The sequence below is a fragment of the Streptomyces sp. NPDC021100 genome, assembly GCF_044333095.1.
Taxonomy (GTDB): Bacteria; Actinomycetota; Actinomycetes; order Streptomycetales; family Streptomycetaceae; genus Streptomyces.
The window spans coordinates 162,031-179,567 of record NZ_JBIRQH010000012.1; the positions used below are offsets into that span (position 1 = coordinate 162,031).

Below are 17,537 nucleotides of genomic sequence, written 5' to 3' on the forward strand. Positions count from 1 at the left end.
GGGCAGACCCGTTGGGGGGCGGCGGCGAACACGGCCGCCCCTCCTACGGGATGAACCCCATGCACGCGAGCAGCGTGCGGGCCTCCACGTTGAGGAGGCCCCCGTACTGGTTGAGCGCGGCGAGCTGCCCGCAGGCCGCCCAGCGGAACGCGTCGCCCTCCTCCAGCGGGACGTCGTCGCCGACGCGGACGGCCAGGTAGCGGTTGCGCGCGTGGTGGAAGCGGCCGCCCTCCTCGGACTGCACCACGTCGAACAGGACGCGGCCGGGCCGCGCCCCGGAGGCGGCGGCCAGCACGGTGTCGAGGTGCCGGGGGCGCCGGTCCTCCGGCAGGTGGGCGTAGTTGGCGGGGACGCACTGCACGGTGGGGCCGATCTCGGCGGTGTCCAGGGTGCCGGCCTCCGCGCGGGCCCGGACGAGGACGTGCGGGGTGCCGCCGATGTCGCGGACGAGGAAGGCGACGACGCCCTGGCCGCAGGGGGCGAGCAGCGGCTGGGACCAGGCGGCCACCTCCCGGCTGCCCGCCCGGACGTCGACACCGATGATCCGGAAGTAGCGGCCCTCCTCGTGGCCCACCTCGTCGTCGGTCACCCGCCAGCCGGTGGTCTCCCGCAGCGGTATGCGGCGGCGGACGGTCGGTTCGGCCGTTCTGTGGTGGGTGAGCCAGTTGAGGAGTTCGGGGAGGGAGTGCAGCGGGCGTCCGTGGAAGCGGGCGGCGGCGGGCCCGGCGCCGCCGGCGAGGTGCGAGAGCACGGTCCGGGTGTCCATGTTGACGAGGTCGTCCACCGCGAGCAGCCGGCCGATCTCGTCCATGCTCAGCCAGCGGAAGTCGTCGAGGACCGGTATGTCCTCGTCGGTCCGGACGGTCCGGACGACGATGTTGCGGTTGCGCTTGGCGAGGAACCAGGCGCCCTGCTCGCTCTGCAGCGCGTCCGCGAGCGGCCGGCCGCAGCCCAGGGTGGTGAACAGGTCGAGGTACGGCACCGCACGGCCCCGGTGGACCCGGGTGTAGTTGCTGCGGGTGGCCTGCACGGTGGGCGACAGCTGGAGGGCGTTGACGTTGCCGGGCTCCATCTTGGCCTGGAGCAGGCAGTGCGGGACGCCGTCGAAGTCCCGGACGAGAATGCCCAGGATGCCGTGTTCGGGCTGGCTGATGACGGGCTGCCGCCACTCCTCCACCGCGCGCCCGGGCACCCGGACGTCCAGGCCGTGCACGCCGAAGAAGCGGCCGCTGCGGTGGACGAGGTCGCCGGTCGCCGGATCCGCGCTCCAGCCGTCGAGCTTCGTCAGGGGCACCCGGGTGACCCGGTAGGCGTGCGCGGCGCGGCGCTCCTCGAACCAGCGGTGGAATTCGGCGAGATCCGTGGACACCGTCGCGACACTCCCTGGGCCGGGCCCCGGGGGGGCCGGCCCCGGAACGCTTGCGGGACGTACTCGGAACGCTCTGTGCGCACAGCCTGCCGCACCCGGACGGGGCGCGGATGCGCAGTTGAACGCGGGTGGGGGCGGCGGAGCGTGTGCGCCCGGGGCGGAACAGCGGCACCGCGCAGCACCGCCTGGCACACAAGTCACGTACGGAATAGGCGAGTTGGAGCACGGGACCGGCTCGCGGCCATCCCTTCACGCCCCGCCGCGATGCGGCCCGCCCGTCCCGTTCAGAGGCGTACCCGCGTCAGATCAGAGGCGTGCGCGCGTCAGACCGACACCGTCCGCCGCACCCACGCCACCGCCTCCTCCGGCGCGGCGACCGCCGGGACGTCCGCGGGGAGCGGCGGGCGCCGGATCACGACGACGGGGATCCCGGCCTCGCGGGCGGCGGTCAGTTTCGCGGCCGTGGCGGTGGCGCCGCTGTCCTTGGTCACCAGGACGTCGACGCGGTGCCGGCGCAGCAGTTCGCGCTCGCCGTCGACCGTGAAAGGTCCCCGGGCCAGCAGGATCTCGGTCCGGGGCGGCATGGGGGGCGAGGGGGCGTCGACCGAGCGCACGAGGAACCACATATTCTCTAGGTGCGCGAAGGCGGCGAGTCCCATCCTGCCCGTGGTCAGGAAGACCCGGTTCCCCAGGCCGGGCAGCGCCTCCGCCGCTTCGGCCAGCGACCCGACCGGACGCCAGTCGTCCCCCGGGCCCGCCGTCCAGCCGGGGCGGCGGACGGCCAGCAACGGAACCTGAGCCTCCGCGGCGGCCTTCGCCGCGTTGGAACTGATCGTGTCGGCGAAAGGATGCGTGGCGTCGATGAGCGCGTCGACGTGCTGCTCGCGCAGCCACCGGGCCAGCCCCTCGGGGCCGCCGAAACCGCCGATCCGCACCTGCCCCGCGGGCAGCCGCGGCGCGGCGACGCGGCCGGCGAGCGAGCTGGTGACCCGCAGGGCCGGCTCGCCGGCCAGCGCCGCAGCGAGCCGGCGGGCCTCCGTCGTGCCGCCCAGGATCAGGATGTGGCGCTCGGCGCTCACGTTCACCCGCCGCCTTTCCGTTCGCGCTTCCGCCCCCTTGCCGGGACGGAAAGGCCCAGCCTACGGCGGGTGGCCGGCATGACCGGCACCACGGCGGCCGGGCCCCCCGGCGAGACGGCCAAGGGCGGCCGTGCGGCGCAGCTCGCGCACACCGGTCTGCGGCACGGCTGGACGACGGGCGCCTGCGCGACGGCCGCCACCACCGCCGCGTACACCGCCCTGCTCACCGGGGACTTCCCCGACCCGGTGACGATCACCCTGCCCAAGGGGCAGACGCCGGCCTTCGCCCTGGCGGCGGAGGAACTGGCCGCCGGGCACGCCATGGCGGCGATCGTGAAGGACGCGGGGGACGACCCGGACGTCACCCACGGCGCCCTGATCCGCGCCACCGTACGGCTCCTGCCGCCCGGATCCGGGGTCGTCTTCCGGGCGGGGCCCGGCGTCGGCACGGTCACCCGGCCCGGGCTGCCGCTGCCCGTGGGCGAACCGGCGATCAACCCGGTGCCGCGCCGGCTGATGACCGAGCACGTGGCCGAGGTCGCGGCCCGGCACGGCGGGACGGGCGACGTGGAGATCGAGGTCTCGGTCGACCACGGCGAGGAGATCGCCCGCTCCACCTGGAACCCCCGGCTGGGCATCCTCGGCGGCCTCTCCATCCTCGGCACCACCGGCGTCGTCGTCCCCTACTCCTGCTCCGCCTGGATCGACAGCATCCGGCGCGGCGTCGACGTGGCCCGCGCGGCGGGGCGCCGGCACGTGGCCGGCTGTACGGGCTCGACGTCCGAGAAGGTCGCGGTGGCCGTGCACGGGCTGCCCGAGGACGCCCTGCTCGACATGGGGGACTTCGCGGGCGCGGTGCTCAAGTACATCCGCCGGCACCCGGTGGACCGACTGACCATCGCCGGCGGCTTCGCCAAGCTCTCCAAACTGGCCGCCGGCCATCTGGACCTGCACTCGTCCCGCTCCCAGGTCGACAAGGGCTTCCTCGCCGACCTCGCCCGCCACGCCGGCGCCGACGAGACCCTGGCGGCCGAGGTCGCCTCCGCCAACACCGGCCTGGACGCCCTCCAGCGCTGCGCCGCACGCGGCGTCCCGCTCGGCGACCTGGTCGCGGCCACGGCCCGCGACGAGGCCCTGGCCGTCCTGCGCGGCGCCCCCGTCGCCGTCGACGTCCTGTGCATCGACCGGGCGGGGACGATCGTGGGCCGCGCGGAGCCCAGGGGGCCGGGACGGGGCTGAGCCCCCCCCTGGCGCGGACCGACGCGCGACGGCCCCGGGGCGCCCGCCGCCGTCGGCACCCTGCGCATCGACCGGGCCGGAACGATCGTCGGCCGCGCCGAGCCCAGGGGGCCGGGACGGGGGTGACCTGGGCGATTTCCGTAGCCGTCGGGGCGGTAGGGTCTCCTGGGACCAGTGAGGCAACAGCAGGGGGGACAAAGGGACATGCGGCTTCGGCACTTCACCCGGACGTGGGGGCTCCCGCTCCTCGCCGGAGCGCTCCTGGCCACGTCCGCGTGCGGCGGGGACAAGGGAGACGGCAAGGGGACCCCGGAGGTCGTCCGCACCCAGGCGCCGGCCGGAGACGCGCACAGGAAGCAGCCGGGCGGCGCCGATGCCGACGTGAAGCCGCTGGACGCCGCCCGCCTGCGCACCCGGCTGCTGACCCTCGCCGACCTCGGCCCGGGCTACACGGAGGTGCCGGACGACGGGAAGGACGACGCGGCCTCGGGGGCGACGGGCTGCGCCGCGATGGAGCGGCTCAGCGCCCGGATGCCCTCCCTGAAGCTCGCCGCCGAGGTCAAGACGGGCTTCAAATACGACGGGACCGAGAACTCGGGGATGGCGGTCGAGCTGGACAGCGACTCCCCCGCTCGGCTCTCCGCCGTCTACAAGGAGATCTACGACTCCTTCAACTCCTGCCCCTCCTTCTCGTTCACGGAAGGCACCACGCCGACCCGGGCCACCTCGGCCAAGCCCGAGCTTCCCGCGCTCGGCGACGAGCGGTTCGGCACGCTCCTGACCCTGGACGGCGCGAACGGGCCGACGGTCATCAAGTACGTCACCGTCCGCAAGGGCAGCGTCTCGGCGACGCTCATCGGCTCCCCCGCGCTGGTCGACAAGCACATCGGCAAGGCCGTCGACAAGATGACGAGGAGCTGACCACCGACCCGTTCGGGATGAACTAGCCCTCCAGCAAGGGCTCCTGAAGCTCCGTCACCCAACCCGCCGGGTCCTCCGGGCACTCCAGATAGAGCTCCCGCGCGTACCCCGCCGACCGGTAGCCGTTGGCGTCGATCCAGCGGGCCAGCGCCTGGGCCGTCGGGAGGACGCCGTCCATCGAGCCGTGGTGGACGACGGTCGCGGCCGTCTCGATGCCGGGGAGGTCCACAAGGTCGAAGCCCGCGGCCGTGACCCCCGGGCCGACCGGGAAGGCCGCGTGGGCGAGGATGCCGCCGGAGCCGTCGGGGTCGTCCTCGTAGTAGGCGACGGCCGGGCCCGCCGGGGTCACCCCGGCCTCGTCCAGCCGCCGGCACAGCTCGGCGAACAGCGGGCTGACCACCGGGCCGATCTCCTCGGGCGCGTAGCCGGCCGCGACGGCGCTCAGCTCGGCCACCCGTACCGCCGGGACGCTCTTGATCACCACATCGTGGGTACTCATGGTTCCCTCGCTCTCCAGACCGCGGAGTCTCGCCTCGACCCGCACCAGCCGGGCCGCCGCCGCGGTGGCGGCGGCCTCCAGTTCGGCGCGGCGCAGCCGCAGCATGCCGCGCAGTTCCTCCGTGCCGACCTCCTCGTCCACGATCGTCCGCACCTGCTGGAGGGTGAACCCCAGCTCTTTGAGGGCGATGACGCGGTTGAGGCGGGCGAGTTGGCCCGCCTCGTAGTAGCGGTAGCCGGTGACGGCGTCGACGCGGGCGGGGCGCAGCAGCCCCGTCGCGTCGTAGTGGCGCAGCATGCGGACGGACACGCGTCCGTACCGGGCGAAATCTCCGATGATGAACATGACGCCCCTCAGGAAAGCGGCTGACACGGTGTGAGGGTCAACGGCGCGGCCGCGCGGGTGCGGCGGCCCGGGGCCCGCCGTAGCCTGGACGGGACGAGGGCCCGCAGGCGGGACCGCCGGGCCGGGCCCGGTGCCGAGTGCGGAGGTGAGGACGGTGCAGCACGTCGCGGGCTGGCATGTGGAAGTCGAGTTCGACGAGGACGATCGGCACGTCCGCGCCGCCGCCCTGCTGCGGCTGCGGGACGGCACCGAGGTGCGGGCGCGCGGAAAGGCGGCCCGGCACCCGGCCGACCCGGGCGAGGCCCGGGTGGGCGAGGAACTGGCGGGCGCCCGCGCGCTCGTGGACCTCGCCGAGCAGCTCGCCGCGAAGGGCGGCCACGAGGCGGCCGACCTGCGGGCGGAGACCGCGGCCGGTTAGCGCCTAGAACATCGAGCGTCCCGCCGCGTCGCGGCAGCGCTCCGTCGAGTACAGGTGGCTGTCGGGGAACTGCTCGGCCCCGAGCGTCCGCCCGACCAGGATGACCGCCGTGCGGACCACGCCCGCGGCCCTGACCTGGTCGGCGATGCCGGCGAGCGGGCCACGCAGCACGATCTCGTCGGGCCGGCTGGCCATGGCGACGACGGCGGCGGGGCAGTCCGGGCCGTAGTGCGGCAGCAGCTCGGCGACCACGCGGTCCGCGTGCCGGGCGGCGAGGTGCAGCACGAGGAGGGCGCCGCTGCGGCCGAGGGTGGCCAGGTCCTCGCCGGGCGGCATGGGCGTGGCCCGCTCGGCGACGCGGGTGAGGACGACGGTCTGGCCGACGGTCGGGACGGTCAGTTCGCGGCCGAGGGAGGCCGCGGCGGCGGCGAAGGCGGGGACGCCGGGCACGATCTCGTACGGGATGCCGTGCGCGTCCAGCCGGCGCATCTGCTCGGCGACGGCGCTGAAGACGGACGGGTCGCCGGAGTGCAGCCGGGCGACGTCCTGGCCGGCCTCGTGGGCGCGGACGAACTCGGCGGTGATCTCGTCCAGGTCCAGCTTGGCGGTGTCGACGAGCCGGGCGCCGGGCGGGCAGTCGGCGAGGAGCTCGCGCGGGACGAGGCTGCCGGCGTAGAGGCAGACGCCGCACCGGGCGAGCGTGCGGGCGCCGCGCACCGTGATGAGGTCGGCGGCGCCGGGGCCGGCGCCGATGAAGTGGACGGTCATGACGAGTGGGCTCCTTCTACGGCTTCTTCTGCTGCTGCCCGGACGGGCTGCTGGGCCGGTACGGCCGCGCGACGGCCGGCTGCTTCTCCGCCACCGCCGCGCTTGACGACCGCCCACTGCGTCACCGGCATCGCCTGCCGCCACCCGGTGAAGCCTCCGACGGGCACGGCGTGCGCCACGGCCAGCCGGACCAGCTCGCCGCCGAACCGCCGGTAGTGGTCGGCGAGCAGGGCCTCGGACTCCAGGGTGACGGTGTTGGCGACCAGCCGCCCGCCCTCGGGCAGCGCCGCCCAGCAGGCGTCGAGCAGGCCGGGGGCGGTGAGCCCGCCGCCGATGAACACGGCGTCGGGGGCGGGCAGTCCGCCGAGCGCGGCCGGCGCGGCGCCGGTGACGACGCGCAGGCCCGGGACGCCCAGGGCGGCGGCGTTGCGGGCGATGCGCCCGGCCCGGACGGGGTCGCCCTCGACGGTGACCGCCCGGCAGGAGCGGTGGGCGCGCATCCACTCGATGCCGATGGAGCCGGAGCCCCCGCCGATGTCCCAGAGCCGCTCGCCGGGGGCGGGCCCGAGGGCGGCGAGGGTCGCCGCGCGGACGTGACGCTTCGTCAACTGCCCGTCGTGGTCGAAGGCTTCGTCCGGCAGGCCGGGGACGATCGGCAGCCGGAGGGTGTCGGGCGCGGGGCGGCAGACGACGGCGACGACGTTCAGCGGGTCGCCGGGCGGGTGCTCCCACCCGTCCGCCGTGCCCTCGTGGCGGGCCTCGCGGTCGCCGCCGAGCTGTTCCAGGACCGTCATCGCGCTCGGCCCGAAGCCGCGCTCGCGCAGCAGCGCGGCGACCTCGGCCGGGGTGCCGGCGCCGGCGCTGAGCAGCAGCAGCCGGCGGTCGGGCTGGAGGGCGGCGGCGAGCGCGTCGAGCGGCCGTCCGACGAGGCTGATCACCTCGGTGCCGTCCAGCGGCCAGCCCAGCCGGGCGCAGGCGTACGAGGCGGAGGACGGGTGCGGCAGCACCCGCAGCGGCTCGGGGCCCAGCGCGTCGGCGAGGGTCCGGCCGATGCCGAAGAACATGGGATCGCCGCTGGCCAGGACGGCCACCCGGCGCCCGGCGTGCTCCGCGAGCAGCCGCGGCACGGCGGGCCGCAGCGGCGACGGCCACGCCACCCGCTCCCCCGGGCACTCCCCCGGCACCAGCCCGAGCTGCCGCGCCCCGCCCACGATCACCTCGGCGGCCCGCAACGCCTCCCGGGCTCCCGGCGCGAGCCCGTCCCAGCCGTCGGCGCCGATCCCCACGACGGTGACGGGGGTGCGGGGCTCGGGGGCCCCTGAGGGCACGGACGACTCGGCGGACTCAGCGGACGCGGCGGGCACGGACGGACACCTCGGACGGTCGACGGACGGGCGGTACCGGAACTCTACTGACCTGCGAGGACTCCGGTACACCCGGCACCTGGGCGCGCTGTTGCCGTGGAGCCGGCGGCAGGGCGGACGCCGCGCCCGCGGGCGCGGCCGGCACGTCCTGCCTCGTGCGGTCCGCCGCGCACAGCGGCCGGGGGCCCGGACCCTCGCGACCGGGACACCTCCTCGCCGGCGAACTCGCGGCCCCGGCATGGGACGCCGTCCTCCCTACCTGTTCGCGGAATCGCGACATCACCGTGCGCCGGCGGCGTCCGCGTCGCGTATCCGCCAGCCCCGCCCCCGGGCGGGCTGCTGGAGTGATCACCGAACCCAACTCTCCCGTACCGAACGGAACTTCCATGTCCGTACTCCCCTCCACGCCGCCCGGCGGCGTGGCCGAGGCCGCCCGGCCGCCGGTGGCCGGCTGGCCCGCCGTCGTCGCCGTGACACTGGGCCTCTTCGCGATCGTCACCACCGAGATCCTGCCGATCGGCCTGCTGACCTCGATCGGCGCGGACTTCACCGTCTCGGACGGGGCGGCCGGGCTGACGATGGCCGTCCCGGGTCTGCTGGCGGCGGTCTCCGCTCCCCTGGTCACCGTGGCGACGGCGGGCGCCGACCGGCGGATGATGCTCTGTGCCCTCACCCTCCTGCTGACGCTGGCGGACGTGGTCGCCGCCGTGGCGCCCGGCCTTCCGCTGCTCCTCGTCTCACGGATCCTGGTCGGGGTGACGATCGGCGGCTTCTGGTCGATCGGGGCCGGGCTGGCCGAGCGGCTGGTGCCGCAGGCGGCGGCCGGCCGGGCCACCGCGGTGATCTTCTCGGCGGTCCCGCTCGGGTCCGTCCTGGGGGTGCCGGCCGGCACCCTGGCCGGAGACCTCGCCGGATGGCGGACGGCCTTCGTCGCACTGGCCGTCCTGGCGGCCGGTGTCCTGGCCGCGCTGCTCCTGACCGTCCCGCCGCTCCCGCCGCTCCTGGCGACCCGCCCGGCGGTCCTCGGGGAGGTGCTGCGGCGCCCCGGCACCCGCGCGGCGGCGTTCCTGACGTTCCTCGTCGTCCTCGCCCACTTCGGGACGTACACCTACGTGACCCCGTTTCTGGAACGGGTGACCGGCCTGGGTGGCGGGCCGGTCACCGCGTTCCTGCTCGCGTACGGCGCCGCGGGCGTCCTCGGCAACTTCCTCGGCGGTGCCCGGGCGGCCCGGCACCCGCGGTACGTCTTCGGGGCGGCGGCCGGCCTGCTCGCGGCCGCGACGCTGCTGCTGCCGGTGCTGGGCGGCGGCCCGGCCGGGGCGCTGGTCCTGCTGGCCGTGTGGGGCGCGGCGTACGGCGCGGTGCCGGGGGCCTCGCAGGCGCTGTTCGTCCGGGCGGCGCCGGACGCCCCGGAGGCGGCGTCGGTCCTGTTCACCGCGGCGTTCCAGGCGACGTTCTCGCTGGGGGCGTTCGCCGGGGGCGGGGTGCTGGACCGCACGTCCCCGCCCGTACTGATGGCGCTCGGCGGCTGCGTCGCGGCCGTGGCGGCGCTGTCGGCGGTGGCTCGCCCGTCCGGCGGCGACCGCCCCGGCCGGGTCGGAACGCCCCGCCCCCCACGCCGGTGGCGGGGCACGCCCTGAGCCACCGCACCACCACGTCCGCCCCGGCCCCGGGCCCGACTTCGGCCCCCGACGGCCTCCCGGCCACGTCAGAACGCCCCGCCCCCCACCCCCGGCGGGATGCGCCCCCAACCGGCGCGCCACCGCCTCCGCCTCCCGGTCCCGGCCCTGTGGAGGAGCACCCGTGCCTGGAGCTCCAGGACGGGGTGCAGCCGGTCCACCACGTCCGGCAGAACGCCCGTGAGCCCCCGGTAGATCTCCACCGCCTCTCCCGTCGCCTCCAGCGCGCCGCCGAGGTCGCCCGCCGGCCATCGGAGCGAGGCGTGGACGGTCAGCACGGCGGCGAGCTCGGGCCCGTGGGCGCCGGGGCGTTCCCGGCGCAGGGTGTGCCAGCGGACGACCGCCTCCCCGGTGGCCTCCACCGCCTCCTCGGTCCGTCCCGCCTCGACGAGGAGCTGCCCGAGGCGGAGTCGGGAGCGCGCGTGGCCGGGCCCGTACTCCTCGGGGTCGGCGGCGGCCGGCCGCCGCCAGAGGTGCCGTGCGGCGACGAGGCTCTCCACCCCTTCCGCCACCTGCCCCATCTCCCCCTGGAGGATGCCCAGTCGGATCCCGAGGACGGCGGTGCGGTGTTCCTCGGACGGGTCGGCGAGACCGATCCGTATCCGGTGCAGGGCCATGGCGACCGCCTGCCCGCACCCGTCGGCAGCGCACCCGGCAGCCCCTCTTGCGTACGATGTGCAACTACACATCAGGCGGCAGGAGGAAGAAGCGTGGGACGTTCACCGGTGGTGCTGGGCATCGAATCGTCCTGCGACGAGACCGGCGCCGGTCTCGTCCGGGACGGGAAGCTGCTGGGGCACGCGGTGGCGTCCAGCATGGACGAGCACGCCCGGTACGGCGGCGTGGTCCCGGAGATCGCCGCCCGCGCCCATGTGCACTCCGCCACGCCGGTGGTCCACCAGGCGCTGGCCGACGCCGGTCTGACGATGGCGGACATCGGGGCGGTCGCGGTGACGACCGGGCCCGGGCTGTCCGGGGCGCTGCAGGTCGGCGTGGCCGCGGCGAAGGGGCTGGCCTACTCGCTGGGCGTCCCGCTGTACGGGGTGCACCACCTGGCCGGGCACGTCGCGGCCGACACCCTGGAGCACGGGCCGCTGCCCGACCCGTGCGTGGTGCTGATCGTCTCCGGCGGCCACACCTCGCTGCTGCTGGTCCGCGACCTGGCCCGGGACCCGATCGTCCACCTGGGCGACACCCTCGACGACGCGGCCGGCGAGTGCTTCGACAAGGTCGCGCGCGTCTTCGGGCTGCCCTACCCGGGCGGCCCCGCCGTGGACCGGGCGGCCCGGGACGGCGACCCGCGCGCCGTCGCCTTCCCCCGCCCGATGACCGGGCCGCGCGACGACCCGTGGACGTTCTCGTTCTCCGGCCTGAAGACCGCCGCCGCCCGCTGGGCCGAGCGGCACCGCGCGACGGGCCGGCCGCTGCCGGTCGCGGACGGCGCCGCCTCCCTCCAGGAGGCCATCGCCGACGTCCTCACCCGCAAGGCCGTCGCCGCCTGCGTCGAACACGGCGTCGGCACTCTGGTGGTGGTCGGCGGCGTGGCCGCCAACTCCCGGGTGCGCGCCCTGGCCGAGGAGCGCTGCGCCGCGGCCGGCGTGGACCTGCGCGTCCCGCCGCTGCGGCTGTGCACCGACAACGGCGCGATGATCGCGGCCGTCGGCGACCTGCTGGTCCGCGCGGGCGCGGAGCCCGCCCCGCTGGACGTGTCCATCGACCCGTCGGCGCCCCTCGAGTACGCGGCCCTGCACCCCGTCGCCCGAACCGTCCGCGCCACCTGACCCACCGCGCCCGGGTGCCGTATGGCCGCCTCGGGGGAAGACTGGCGGCATGCGGACCGGACTCCTGCGCGCGATCGGCGCGACGACCGCCGTCTACGGACTGGCGGTGACCCGCCGCCCACGGCTGCTCGGCGCCCCCTCGGGCCTCCCGGACACGGCCGCCGTCCACGTCTCGCTGGCCCCGCTGGCCTGGCGCGACGCGGCCTGCGGACTGGCGATGCTCCTCGCGCCGGAGGGCGCGGCCCTGCGCACGGCCACGCTGCTGCGGATCGCCGCGGACTTCGGCGACGCGGTACTCCTGGGCCGCTCCCTGCCGGGACCGGCCCGCCGGGCCGGCGCGGTGGCGGTGTCGGTGGGCTGGGGCGCGCTGTCGTGCGCGGCGCTGTGGGGCGGGGGGGTGCGCTTCCCGGTGACCCGCAAACTCCGTTCCCGGGACGGGGACCGGGACAGGGCGTAGACGGGTGACGGACGGCGAGCCCGTCACCCCGCGAAACGCCGGACGGGCCGGACGCTTCCCGCGCCCCGGCCCGTCCGGTCACTCCTCCGCCCCGACGACTACCAGTCGGCGCGCCGGTAGTCCTTGAGGAAGCACCCGTACAGGTCCTCCCCCTCCTCGCCGCGCACGATCGGGTCGTAGACGCGGGCGGCGCCGTCGATCAGGTCGAGCGGGGCGTGGAAGCCCGCCTCGGCGAGCCGCACCTTGTCGGGGTGCGGGCGCTCGTCCGTGATCCAGCCGGTGTCGACGGCGGTCATCAGGATGCCGTCGGTCTCCAGCAGCTCGTCGGCGCTGGTGCGGGTGAGCATGTTGAGCGCGGCCTTGGCCATGTTGGTGTGCGGGTGGCCGGCGCCCTTGTAGCCGCGGCTGAAGACGCCCTCCATGGCGGAGACGTTGACGACGTACTTCCGGCGGGCCGTGGAGGCGGCCATCGCCGGGCGCAGCCGGCTGATGAGGATGAACGGCGCGGTCGAGTTGCAGAGCTGGACCTCCAGCAGCTCGACGGGGTCGACCTCGGAGACGGTCTGGATCCAGCTGTTGGTGGCGTCCAGGTCGGGGACCAGGCCGCCGGCGTCGATCGCCGTGCCGGCCTCGATGCGGGCGAGCGAGGCGGAGCCGGAGACCAGCGCGAGGTCGGTGACGTCCTGGGCGGTCAGGCCGTCGCCGTTCCCGGTGGGGAGCGCGGCCACGGCGTCCACGGCGCCGCTGCCGAACGCGCCGATCACCTCGGCCGCCGGCAGCGCGCCGGCGGGGAGCGGCGCCGACTCGGCGGCGACGAGCTCGCTGTAGGCGCGCGGCGACCGGCGTACGGTCTGGGCCGCGTTGTTGATCAGGATGTCGAGCGGGCCCTCGGCGGCCACGCTGTCGGCGAGCGCCACGACCTGCGCGGGGTCGCGGAGGTCGATGCCGACGACCTTCAGCCGGTGGATCCACTCGTCGCTGTCCGGCATCGCCTTGAAGCGGCGGATGGCGTCGTTCGGGAACCGGGTGGTGATGGTGGTGTGCGCGCCGTCGCGCAGCAGCCGCAGCGCGATGTACATGCCGATCTTGGCGCGACCGCCGGTGAGCAGCGCCCGGCGGCCGGTGAGGTCGGTCCTGGCGTCGCGCCGGGCGCGGTTCTCGGCCGCGCAGGGACGGCAGAGCTGGTGGTAGAACGCGTCGACCTCGACGTAGCGGGTCTTGCAGATGTAGCAGGAGCGGGGGCGCTCCAGGATGCCGGCTATCTCGCCGAGGGTGCTGGAGCTGGGCAGGATGCCCTGCGTCTCGTCGTCGATGCGGTCGGCGGAGCCGGTGGCCGTGGCCTCGGTGACCTGGCGGTCGTGGGCGGTCTTGGCGGCCCGGCGCTCCTGGCGGCGGCGCTGCTTGACCGTGCGGTAGATGCCCGAGGTGGCCCGGCGGACGGCGATCGCGTCCGGGTGGTCGATCGGCAGCTCGTCGAGCTCCTTGAGCACGTCCAGGCAGATCGCCAGGCGCTCGGGGGCGATGCCCGCCCCCTCGGCGGTGCCCCGGGCGTCGCCGCGGCTCTCTTCTGTGACCGTCATAGCCGCTGTTGTTTCCAGTCCATACGTTCGATTGAGGCTTCCGGGAAACTGTACGGAAGCCCGGCTCCATTACCAAACCCGCCCCGGCGAACGCAAGGCGCCTCCACGCTGGACATACACACCGGAGAGCCCATGCGGAGGCGGGCCGCCTACGACGGCCCGCCATGCTCCCACGTATCGGGCGCCCCCTCAATTCCCGGGCATCACATCTGACTTATTGCCCTCAATGGGTTAATTGAGGCTTCACTGGCCCATTTTGGTGCATCCCCACTGGAAACCCCGGTCACAATTGACGCTCAACACCCCTTAGAAAGGCTTCAGCCATGTCGCGTATCGCCAAGGCAGTCCTCATGACCGCCGCCGCCGGCGCCGTCGTCTCCGGCGCCTCGGGCGTCGCAGTAGCCGACTCCAACGCCAATGGAGCGGCCGTGGGTTCCCCCGGCGTGATCTCCGGCAACACCATCCAGGTGCCGATCCACCTGCCGATCAACCTGTGCGGGAACTCGATCGACATCATCGCCCTGCTGAACCCCACCTTCGGCAACACCTGCGTCGCCGACTGATTTCCTCCCAGGACCGCGGTTCACCGGACCGCGACCGCGCGGGGCGGGTCACAGTCAGCCGCCGGAACCCTCCCCCGCGCACCCGTGGCGCCCATCACCCTCGTGATGGGCGCCACGCTCGTTCCCGCTCCGCTCCCGCTCGGCGGGCCGGGACGGCCGGGACCCGGCGCTCCCCCCGTCGTCCCCCGCGTCACTCCGCTCCCCGCGCCGCCGGGGCGCGCCGGACGGGCGCGGGCCCTGCGCGCCGGGGAGGTCCGGCACCTCGACGACGGGCGGCAGGTCGGGGGTCAGGTGCGTGTGCTGTGACGTCATGGTGGTGAACCTCGTTCGATGCAGTTGAATGCAGTTGAATGCCGTTGAATGCTTGATGCCGCTGAATGCCGTTCGATGACGTACGTGTGCCCGGAGCCGCCCGGATCAGACGGGCGCGAGCAGCTGCCGCCTCAGGTGGGCGCAGGTACGGCTGAGGATCCGCGAGATCTGCATCTGCGACACCCCCAGCCGGGCGCCGATCTGCTGCTGGGTGAGGTTGCCGAAGAAGTGCCAGTACAGGACCGACTTCTCGCGTTCGGGGAGCGCGTCGAGCAGCGGCCGGAGCGACTGCCGGTCGATCACCAGGTCCAGCGCGCGGTCCACCCGGCCCAGGGTGTCGGCCAGCGGCAGTTCGCCCGCGCCGTCGATGGGGTGGTCCAGGGAGAGGGTGTGGTGCACCCCGTCCGCGTCGATACCGCGCCGGACCTCCGCCTCGGTCAGTCCGGCCTCCTCGGCCAGGGCGGCCTCGGTGACGCGCGTCCCGGCGCCCTTCTGCTCCAGCCGCGACCGCGCGGCGCGGACGGCGGCCCGCAGTTCCTGGTCGCGCCGGGGGATGTGCAGCGACCACACGTGGTCGCGCACGTGCCGCTTGAGTTCACCGTTGATGGTGGGGACGGCGAACGACTCGAAGGCGAAGCCGCGGTCCGGATCGAACCGGTCGACGGCGCGGACCAGCGCCAGCGCCGCCACCTGCCGGAGATCGGCCGGGCTCTCGCCGCTGGACCGGTAGCGCAGGCTGATGCGCTCGGCCATGGGCAGCCACGCGGCGATCAGTTCCTGCCGCAGCCGGGTCCGCTCGGGCCCGTCGGGCAGTGCCGCGAGCCGTGCGAACAGTCCGGCCGTCGCGGGGCTCTGGCGCGTACGCCGTCGGAGAGCTGTCTCAGTCATGGTCACCGCCCTCGCTCGTACGCCACGGAGTGCTGCCGGCGGTTTCAGCATGACCCGGCCCTTCCGGATGCGCGACTCGGCGCAGCCACCCGGTCACGGACAGCGAGACGGCGGTGGCGCGCCGGGACCGCGGTACGAGTGGGGGGCGCGGGCCGGCGTCACGAGCGCCCTGGAACCGTCCTTTCCTTGCCCAACCGGCTGGTAACGTCCGCGAGCGTCACAGCAGTCACGTCGTCCTCAGGAAAGGCCGTCATGCCCCCGCTCCCCGCGCCGCAGCTCCACCTCGCCCGGACGCCGCAGGGCAAGGACGTCGACGTCCACCGCCCCGAAGGGCCGGACACCGGACTGCCGGTGGTGCTGCTGTGGCACGGCACGAGCCCCGACGACCGGGGCGTACTGGCCCCCCTGGCGCGGGAGGTCGCCGCGCGGGGCGCGGTCGTGGCCGTACCGGACTGGCGGGCCGACGCGCGCGACGCCGGACGAGCCGCGCTGCTCGGCTCGCTGGCGTGGTGCCGGGCGAACGCGGCGGCGTACGGCGGCGATCCGGACCGGATCGTCCTGGCCGGCTGGTCCGCCGGGGCCTCGGCGGCCCTCGGCGTCGCGCTCCGCCCGGACGTCGTCGACGGCTGGCGCCCGGCGGCCGTCGTGGGCCTCGCGTCCCGCTACGACCTGCCGGCGCGGACGACCGGGACACCGCCGCTGACCGACCTGGCCGACGCGGCCGCCGGGCCTGTCACCCCGGTGCCCGTCCGGCTGGCGCACGGGACCGAGGACACCCTGATGGGCCCGGAGCACTCCCGCGAGGCTTTGACCGCGCTCACCGGCCGCGGCTGGCCGGCCCGGCTCGACGAGCCGGCGGCCGACCACGCGGGCGTGATCATGGCCGAATTCGACCCGTCGACGGGCCGCTGCCGCCCCTCGGACGACGAACGGGTGCGTGCCCAGGGCCTGTTGTCGGTCAGGGCCCTGACGGAAGCGGCCGGCGCACGGCCTATGCCCTGACCCCACGCACCGGCTACGCGCCCGCGACCCGGTCCCCGCGCAGCAACCCCGCCCCCTCCGGCACCGCCGCCGGATCGGCCCCCAGGTCCACCACGGCGTTCCGCTCGTCGACGAACACCACCCGCGGCTCGAACGCCTTGGCCTCGGCGTCCTCCATCACCCCGTAGGCGATGAGGATCACCAGATCCCCAGGACTGACCAGCCGGGCCGCCGCCCCGTTGATCCCGATCACACCCGACCCACGCGGCCCCTCGATCACATAGGTGGACAACCGCGCGCCGTTGTCGATATCGACGATGTCCACCTTCTCCCCGGGCAGCAGATCGGCGGCGTCCATCAGATCGGCGTCCACGGTCACGGACCCCACGTAATGCAGGTCGGCCTGGGTGACGGTGGCGCGGTGGATCTTCGACTTCATCATGGTGCGGTACATGGAGGTACTCCCGTGAGTAGGCTCCCTGCCTGCGTTTTCGCAGGTCAAGGGCGTTCCCTTGAGTTTACAACCAGTCGCATGTTCGGGCGGCGTGTGGCAGGTTTCACAGGACTCATGCTGACCACTTGCTGACTTTTCTGACGGGCCGTCAGGCAGGCAACAGGTTGAAGACCGGTCCCACCGCTGGGTCGAGCATGGAGCACCGCCGGCCCACTCGGCAGTTGAGCGTCCACCTTGAGGGGGCCTCACCCGTCGTCCAGACCTTCGTCGCGCCGAACGATCCCGACCGCAAACAGCTATCAACCTCACCGTCCAGACGCGTGCGGCCAGAAGAACGAGCGGGCGTCCGGTCGACGCAGGAGCATAGCGATGGTTTCCCGGTTACCGAAACGACGGCCGGGCCTGTGACCGGTTCGCCGGCTACCCCGCGTTCATGCGCACCCGCACCCAGCCGGGCGCATGGCGGGTGGTGCGCGACTTCTACCACCATGAAGACGGCGCCCCCCAACCGTACTGCCGTGAACCCGCGCGACGTCAGCGACGACGCGGACGCCTTGTTCTGGGTCGACACCGCCGTCCGCGATGCCTGGCACCGCCTGGGCGAGGCCGATGACGGTTCTGAGGAGGCGACCTTGTGGCTGTTCTCCACTGATCGCTCCTCCTGGGCCACCGCCGAGTACGTTCTCGGGCAGAGCGAGTACGAGGTCGAGCAGTAGGAGCCCCGTCGGCTGTGGGACGAGGCCAAAGCCGCCTACTGCCAGTGGGTGGAACATGGCCGTCCGGAGCGCGACCGCGCCGGGCTGACGGTCACGGGGGACGGCCAGCACGTGTGGCTCGACC

At 74.8% G+C, this 17,537-nt stretch carries 19 protein-coding genes; 9 read left to right on the forward strand and 10 right to left on the reverse strand.

Translation table 11 applies throughout. The annotated features are described in order from the left end of the window. Window positions 1–43: 43 nt before the first annotated feature. Together ACH4PU_RS22155 and ACH4PU_RS22160 are read right to left on the reverse strand one after the other, a co-directional pair. Entirely contained in the window at window positions 44–1,369 is a 1,326-nt protein-coding gene (locus tag ACH4PU_RS22155; RefSeq protein WP_398274575.1) for an NDP-hexose 2,3-dehydratase family protein, read from the reverse strand. 323 nt (window positions 1,370–1,692) lie between these two features. After that, window positions 1,693–2,454 carry a cobalt-precorrin-6A reductase gene (locus tag ACH4PU_RS22160; RefSeq protein WP_398274578.1) on the reverse strand — a complete coding sequence of 254 codons (762 nt, stop codon included), beginning with the start codon at window positions 2,452–2,454 and terminating at the stop codon, window positions 1,693–1,695. A 72-nt stretch (window positions 2,455–2,526) separates the two neighbouring features. Here ACH4PU_RS22160 and ACH4PU_RS22165 point away from each other — a divergent pair, with 72 nt between their 5' ends. Further along, window positions 2,527–3,687 (forward strand): cobalt-precorrin-5B (C(1))-methyltransferase, encoded by a 1,161-nt coding sequence (locus tag ACH4PU_RS22165; protein ID WP_398274581.1) that lies wholly within the window; start codon window positions 2,527–2,529, stop codon window positions 3,685–3,687. Between the two features lie 204 nt (window positions 3,688–3,891). Further along, window positions 3,892–4,608, forward strand: a complete 717-nt coding sequence (locus ACH4PU_RS22170) for a hypothetical protein (protein WP_398274584.1) — start codon at window positions 3,892–3,894, stop codon at window positions 4,606–4,608. A 22-nt stretch (window positions 4,609–4,630) separates the two neighbouring features. Here ACH4PU_RS22170 and ACH4PU_RS22175 read toward each other — a convergent pair whose 3' ends face one another. Further along, window positions 4,631–5,452 (reverse strand): MerR family transcriptional regulator, encoded by an 822-nt coding sequence (locus ACH4PU_RS22175; protein WP_398274732.1) that lies wholly within the window; start codon window positions 5,450–5,452, stop codon window positions 4,631–4,633. Between the two features lie 154 nt (window positions 5,453–5,606). Here ACH4PU_RS22175 and ACH4PU_RS22180 point away from each other — a divergent pair, with 154 nt between their 5' ends. After that, window positions 5,607–5,870: a dsRBD fold-containing protein gene (locus ACH4PU_RS22180; protein WP_398274587.1), complete on the forward strand. Its 264-nt coding sequence runs from the start codon at window positions 5,607–5,609 to the stop codon at window positions 5,868–5,870. Window positions 5,871–5,873: 3 nt separating this feature from the next. Here the strand turns inward: ACH4PU_RS22180 and cobM are convergent, their stop codons facing one another. Together cobM and cbiE are read right to left on the reverse strand one after the other, a co-directional pair. Further along, on the reverse strand, window positions 5,874–6,638 hold the full coding sequence (cobM, locus tag ACH4PU_RS22185) for a precorrin-4 C(11)-methyltransferase (RefSeq protein ID WP_398274590.1): 765 nt from the start codon (window positions 6,636–6,638) through the stop codon (window positions 5,874–5,876). Further along, entirely contained in the window at window positions 6,635–8,002 is a 1,368-nt protein-coding gene (cbiE, locus tag ACH4PU_RS22190) for a precorrin-6y C5,15-methyltransferase (decarboxylating) subunit CbiE (RefSeq protein WP_398274593.1), read from the reverse strand. The genes cobM and cbiE overlap by 4 nt, the downstream gene beginning before the upstream one ends. A 386-nt stretch (window positions 8,003–8,388) precedes the next feature. Here cbiE and ACH4PU_RS22195 point away from each other — a divergent pair, with 386 nt between their 5' ends. Next, window positions 8,389–9,642 (forward strand): MFS transporter, encoded by a 1,254-nt coding sequence (locus ACH4PU_RS22195; RefSeq protein WP_398274596.1) that lies wholly within the window; start codon window positions 8,389–8,391, stop codon window positions 9,640–9,642. A 68-nt stretch (window positions 9,643–9,710) separates the two neighbouring features. Here the strand turns inward: ACH4PU_RS22195 and ACH4PU_RS22200 are convergent, their stop codons facing one another. Then, complete coding sequence (locus tag ACH4PU_RS22200; protein WP_398274599.1) at window positions 9,711–10,298, reverse strand: hypothetical protein; 588 nt, start codon at window positions 10,296–10,298, stop codon at window positions 9,711–9,713. Window positions 10,299–10,406: 108 nt separating this feature from the next. Here ACH4PU_RS22200 and tsaD point away from each other — a divergent pair, with 108 nt between their 5' ends. Both tsaD and ACH4PU_RS22210 read left to right on the forward strand, forming a co-directional pair. Next, window positions 10,407–11,462, forward strand: coding sequence for a tRNA (adenosine(37)-N6)-threonylcarbamoyltransferase complex transferase subunit TsaD (tsaD, locus tag ACH4PU_RS22205; RefSeq protein ID WP_398274735.1), 1,056 nt, complete (start codon window positions 10,407–10,409; stop codon window positions 11,460–11,462). A gap of 49 nt (window positions 11,463–11,511) precedes the next feature. Further along, window positions 11,512–11,919 (forward strand): hypothetical protein, encoded by a 408-nt coding sequence (locus ACH4PU_RS22210; RefSeq protein WP_398274602.1) that lies wholly within the window; start codon window positions 11,512–11,514, stop codon window positions 11,917–11,919. Window positions 11,920–12,017: 98 nt separating this feature from the next. Here ACH4PU_RS22210 and ACH4PU_RS22215 read toward each other — a convergent pair whose 3' ends face one another. Further along, window positions 12,018–13,499, reverse strand: a complete 1,482-nt coding sequence (locus ACH4PU_RS22215; RefSeq protein ID WP_398274605.1) for an SDR family NAD(P)-dependent oxidoreductase — start codon at window positions 13,497–13,499, stop codon at window positions 12,018–12,020. Window positions 13,500–13,822: 323 nt separating this feature from the next. Between ACH4PU_RS22215 and ACH4PU_RS22220 the strand changes: the two genes are divergently transcribed. Beyond that, window positions 13,823–14,062, forward strand: coding sequence for a chaplin (locus tag ACH4PU_RS22220; RefSeq protein ID WP_185942736.1), 240 nt, complete (start codon window positions 13,823–13,825; stop codon window positions 14,060–14,062). Window positions 14,063–14,116: 54 nt separating this feature from the next. Here the strand turns inward: ACH4PU_RS22220 and ACH4PU_RS22225 are convergent, their stop codons facing one another. Next, window positions 14,117–14,374, reverse strand: coding sequence for a hypothetical protein (locus ACH4PU_RS22225; protein WP_398274609.1), 258 nt, complete (start codon window positions 14,372–14,374; stop codon window positions 14,117–14,119). Window positions 14,375–14,479: 105 nt separating this feature from the next. Beyond that, a complete protein-coding gene (locus tag ACH4PU_RS22230) occupies window positions 14,480–15,262 on the reverse strand; it encodes a sigma-70 family RNA polymerase sigma factor (protein WP_004938352.1) in 783 nt (260 codons plus the stop codon). A gap of 252 nt (window positions 15,263–15,514) precedes the next feature. Between ACH4PU_RS22230 and ACH4PU_RS22235 the strand changes: the two genes are divergently transcribed. After that, on the forward strand, window positions 15,515–16,264 hold the full coding sequence (locus ACH4PU_RS22235) for a carboxylesterase family protein (protein ID WP_398274612.1): 750 nt from the start codon (window positions 15,515–15,517) through the stop codon (window positions 16,262–16,264). Window positions 16,265–16,277: 13 nt separating this feature from the next. Here ACH4PU_RS22235 and panD read toward each other — a convergent pair whose 3' ends face one another. Next, complete coding sequence (gene panD / locus ACH4PU_RS22240) at window positions 16,278–16,697, reverse strand: aspartate 1-decarboxylase (protein ID WP_398274615.1); 420 nt, start codon at window positions 16,695–16,697, stop codon at window positions 16,278–16,280. A 518-nt stretch (window positions 16,698–17,215) separates the two neighbouring features. On the opposite strand from panD, the gene ACH4PU_RS22245 reads away from it, so the two are divergent. Continuing rightward, window positions 17,216–17,413 carry a hypothetical protein gene (locus ACH4PU_RS22245; protein ID WP_398274618.1) on the forward strand — a complete coding sequence of 66 codons (198 nt, stop codon included), beginning with the start codon at window positions 17,216–17,218 and terminating at the stop codon, window positions 17,411–17,413. Window positions 17,414–17,537: the final 124 nt, after the last annotated feature.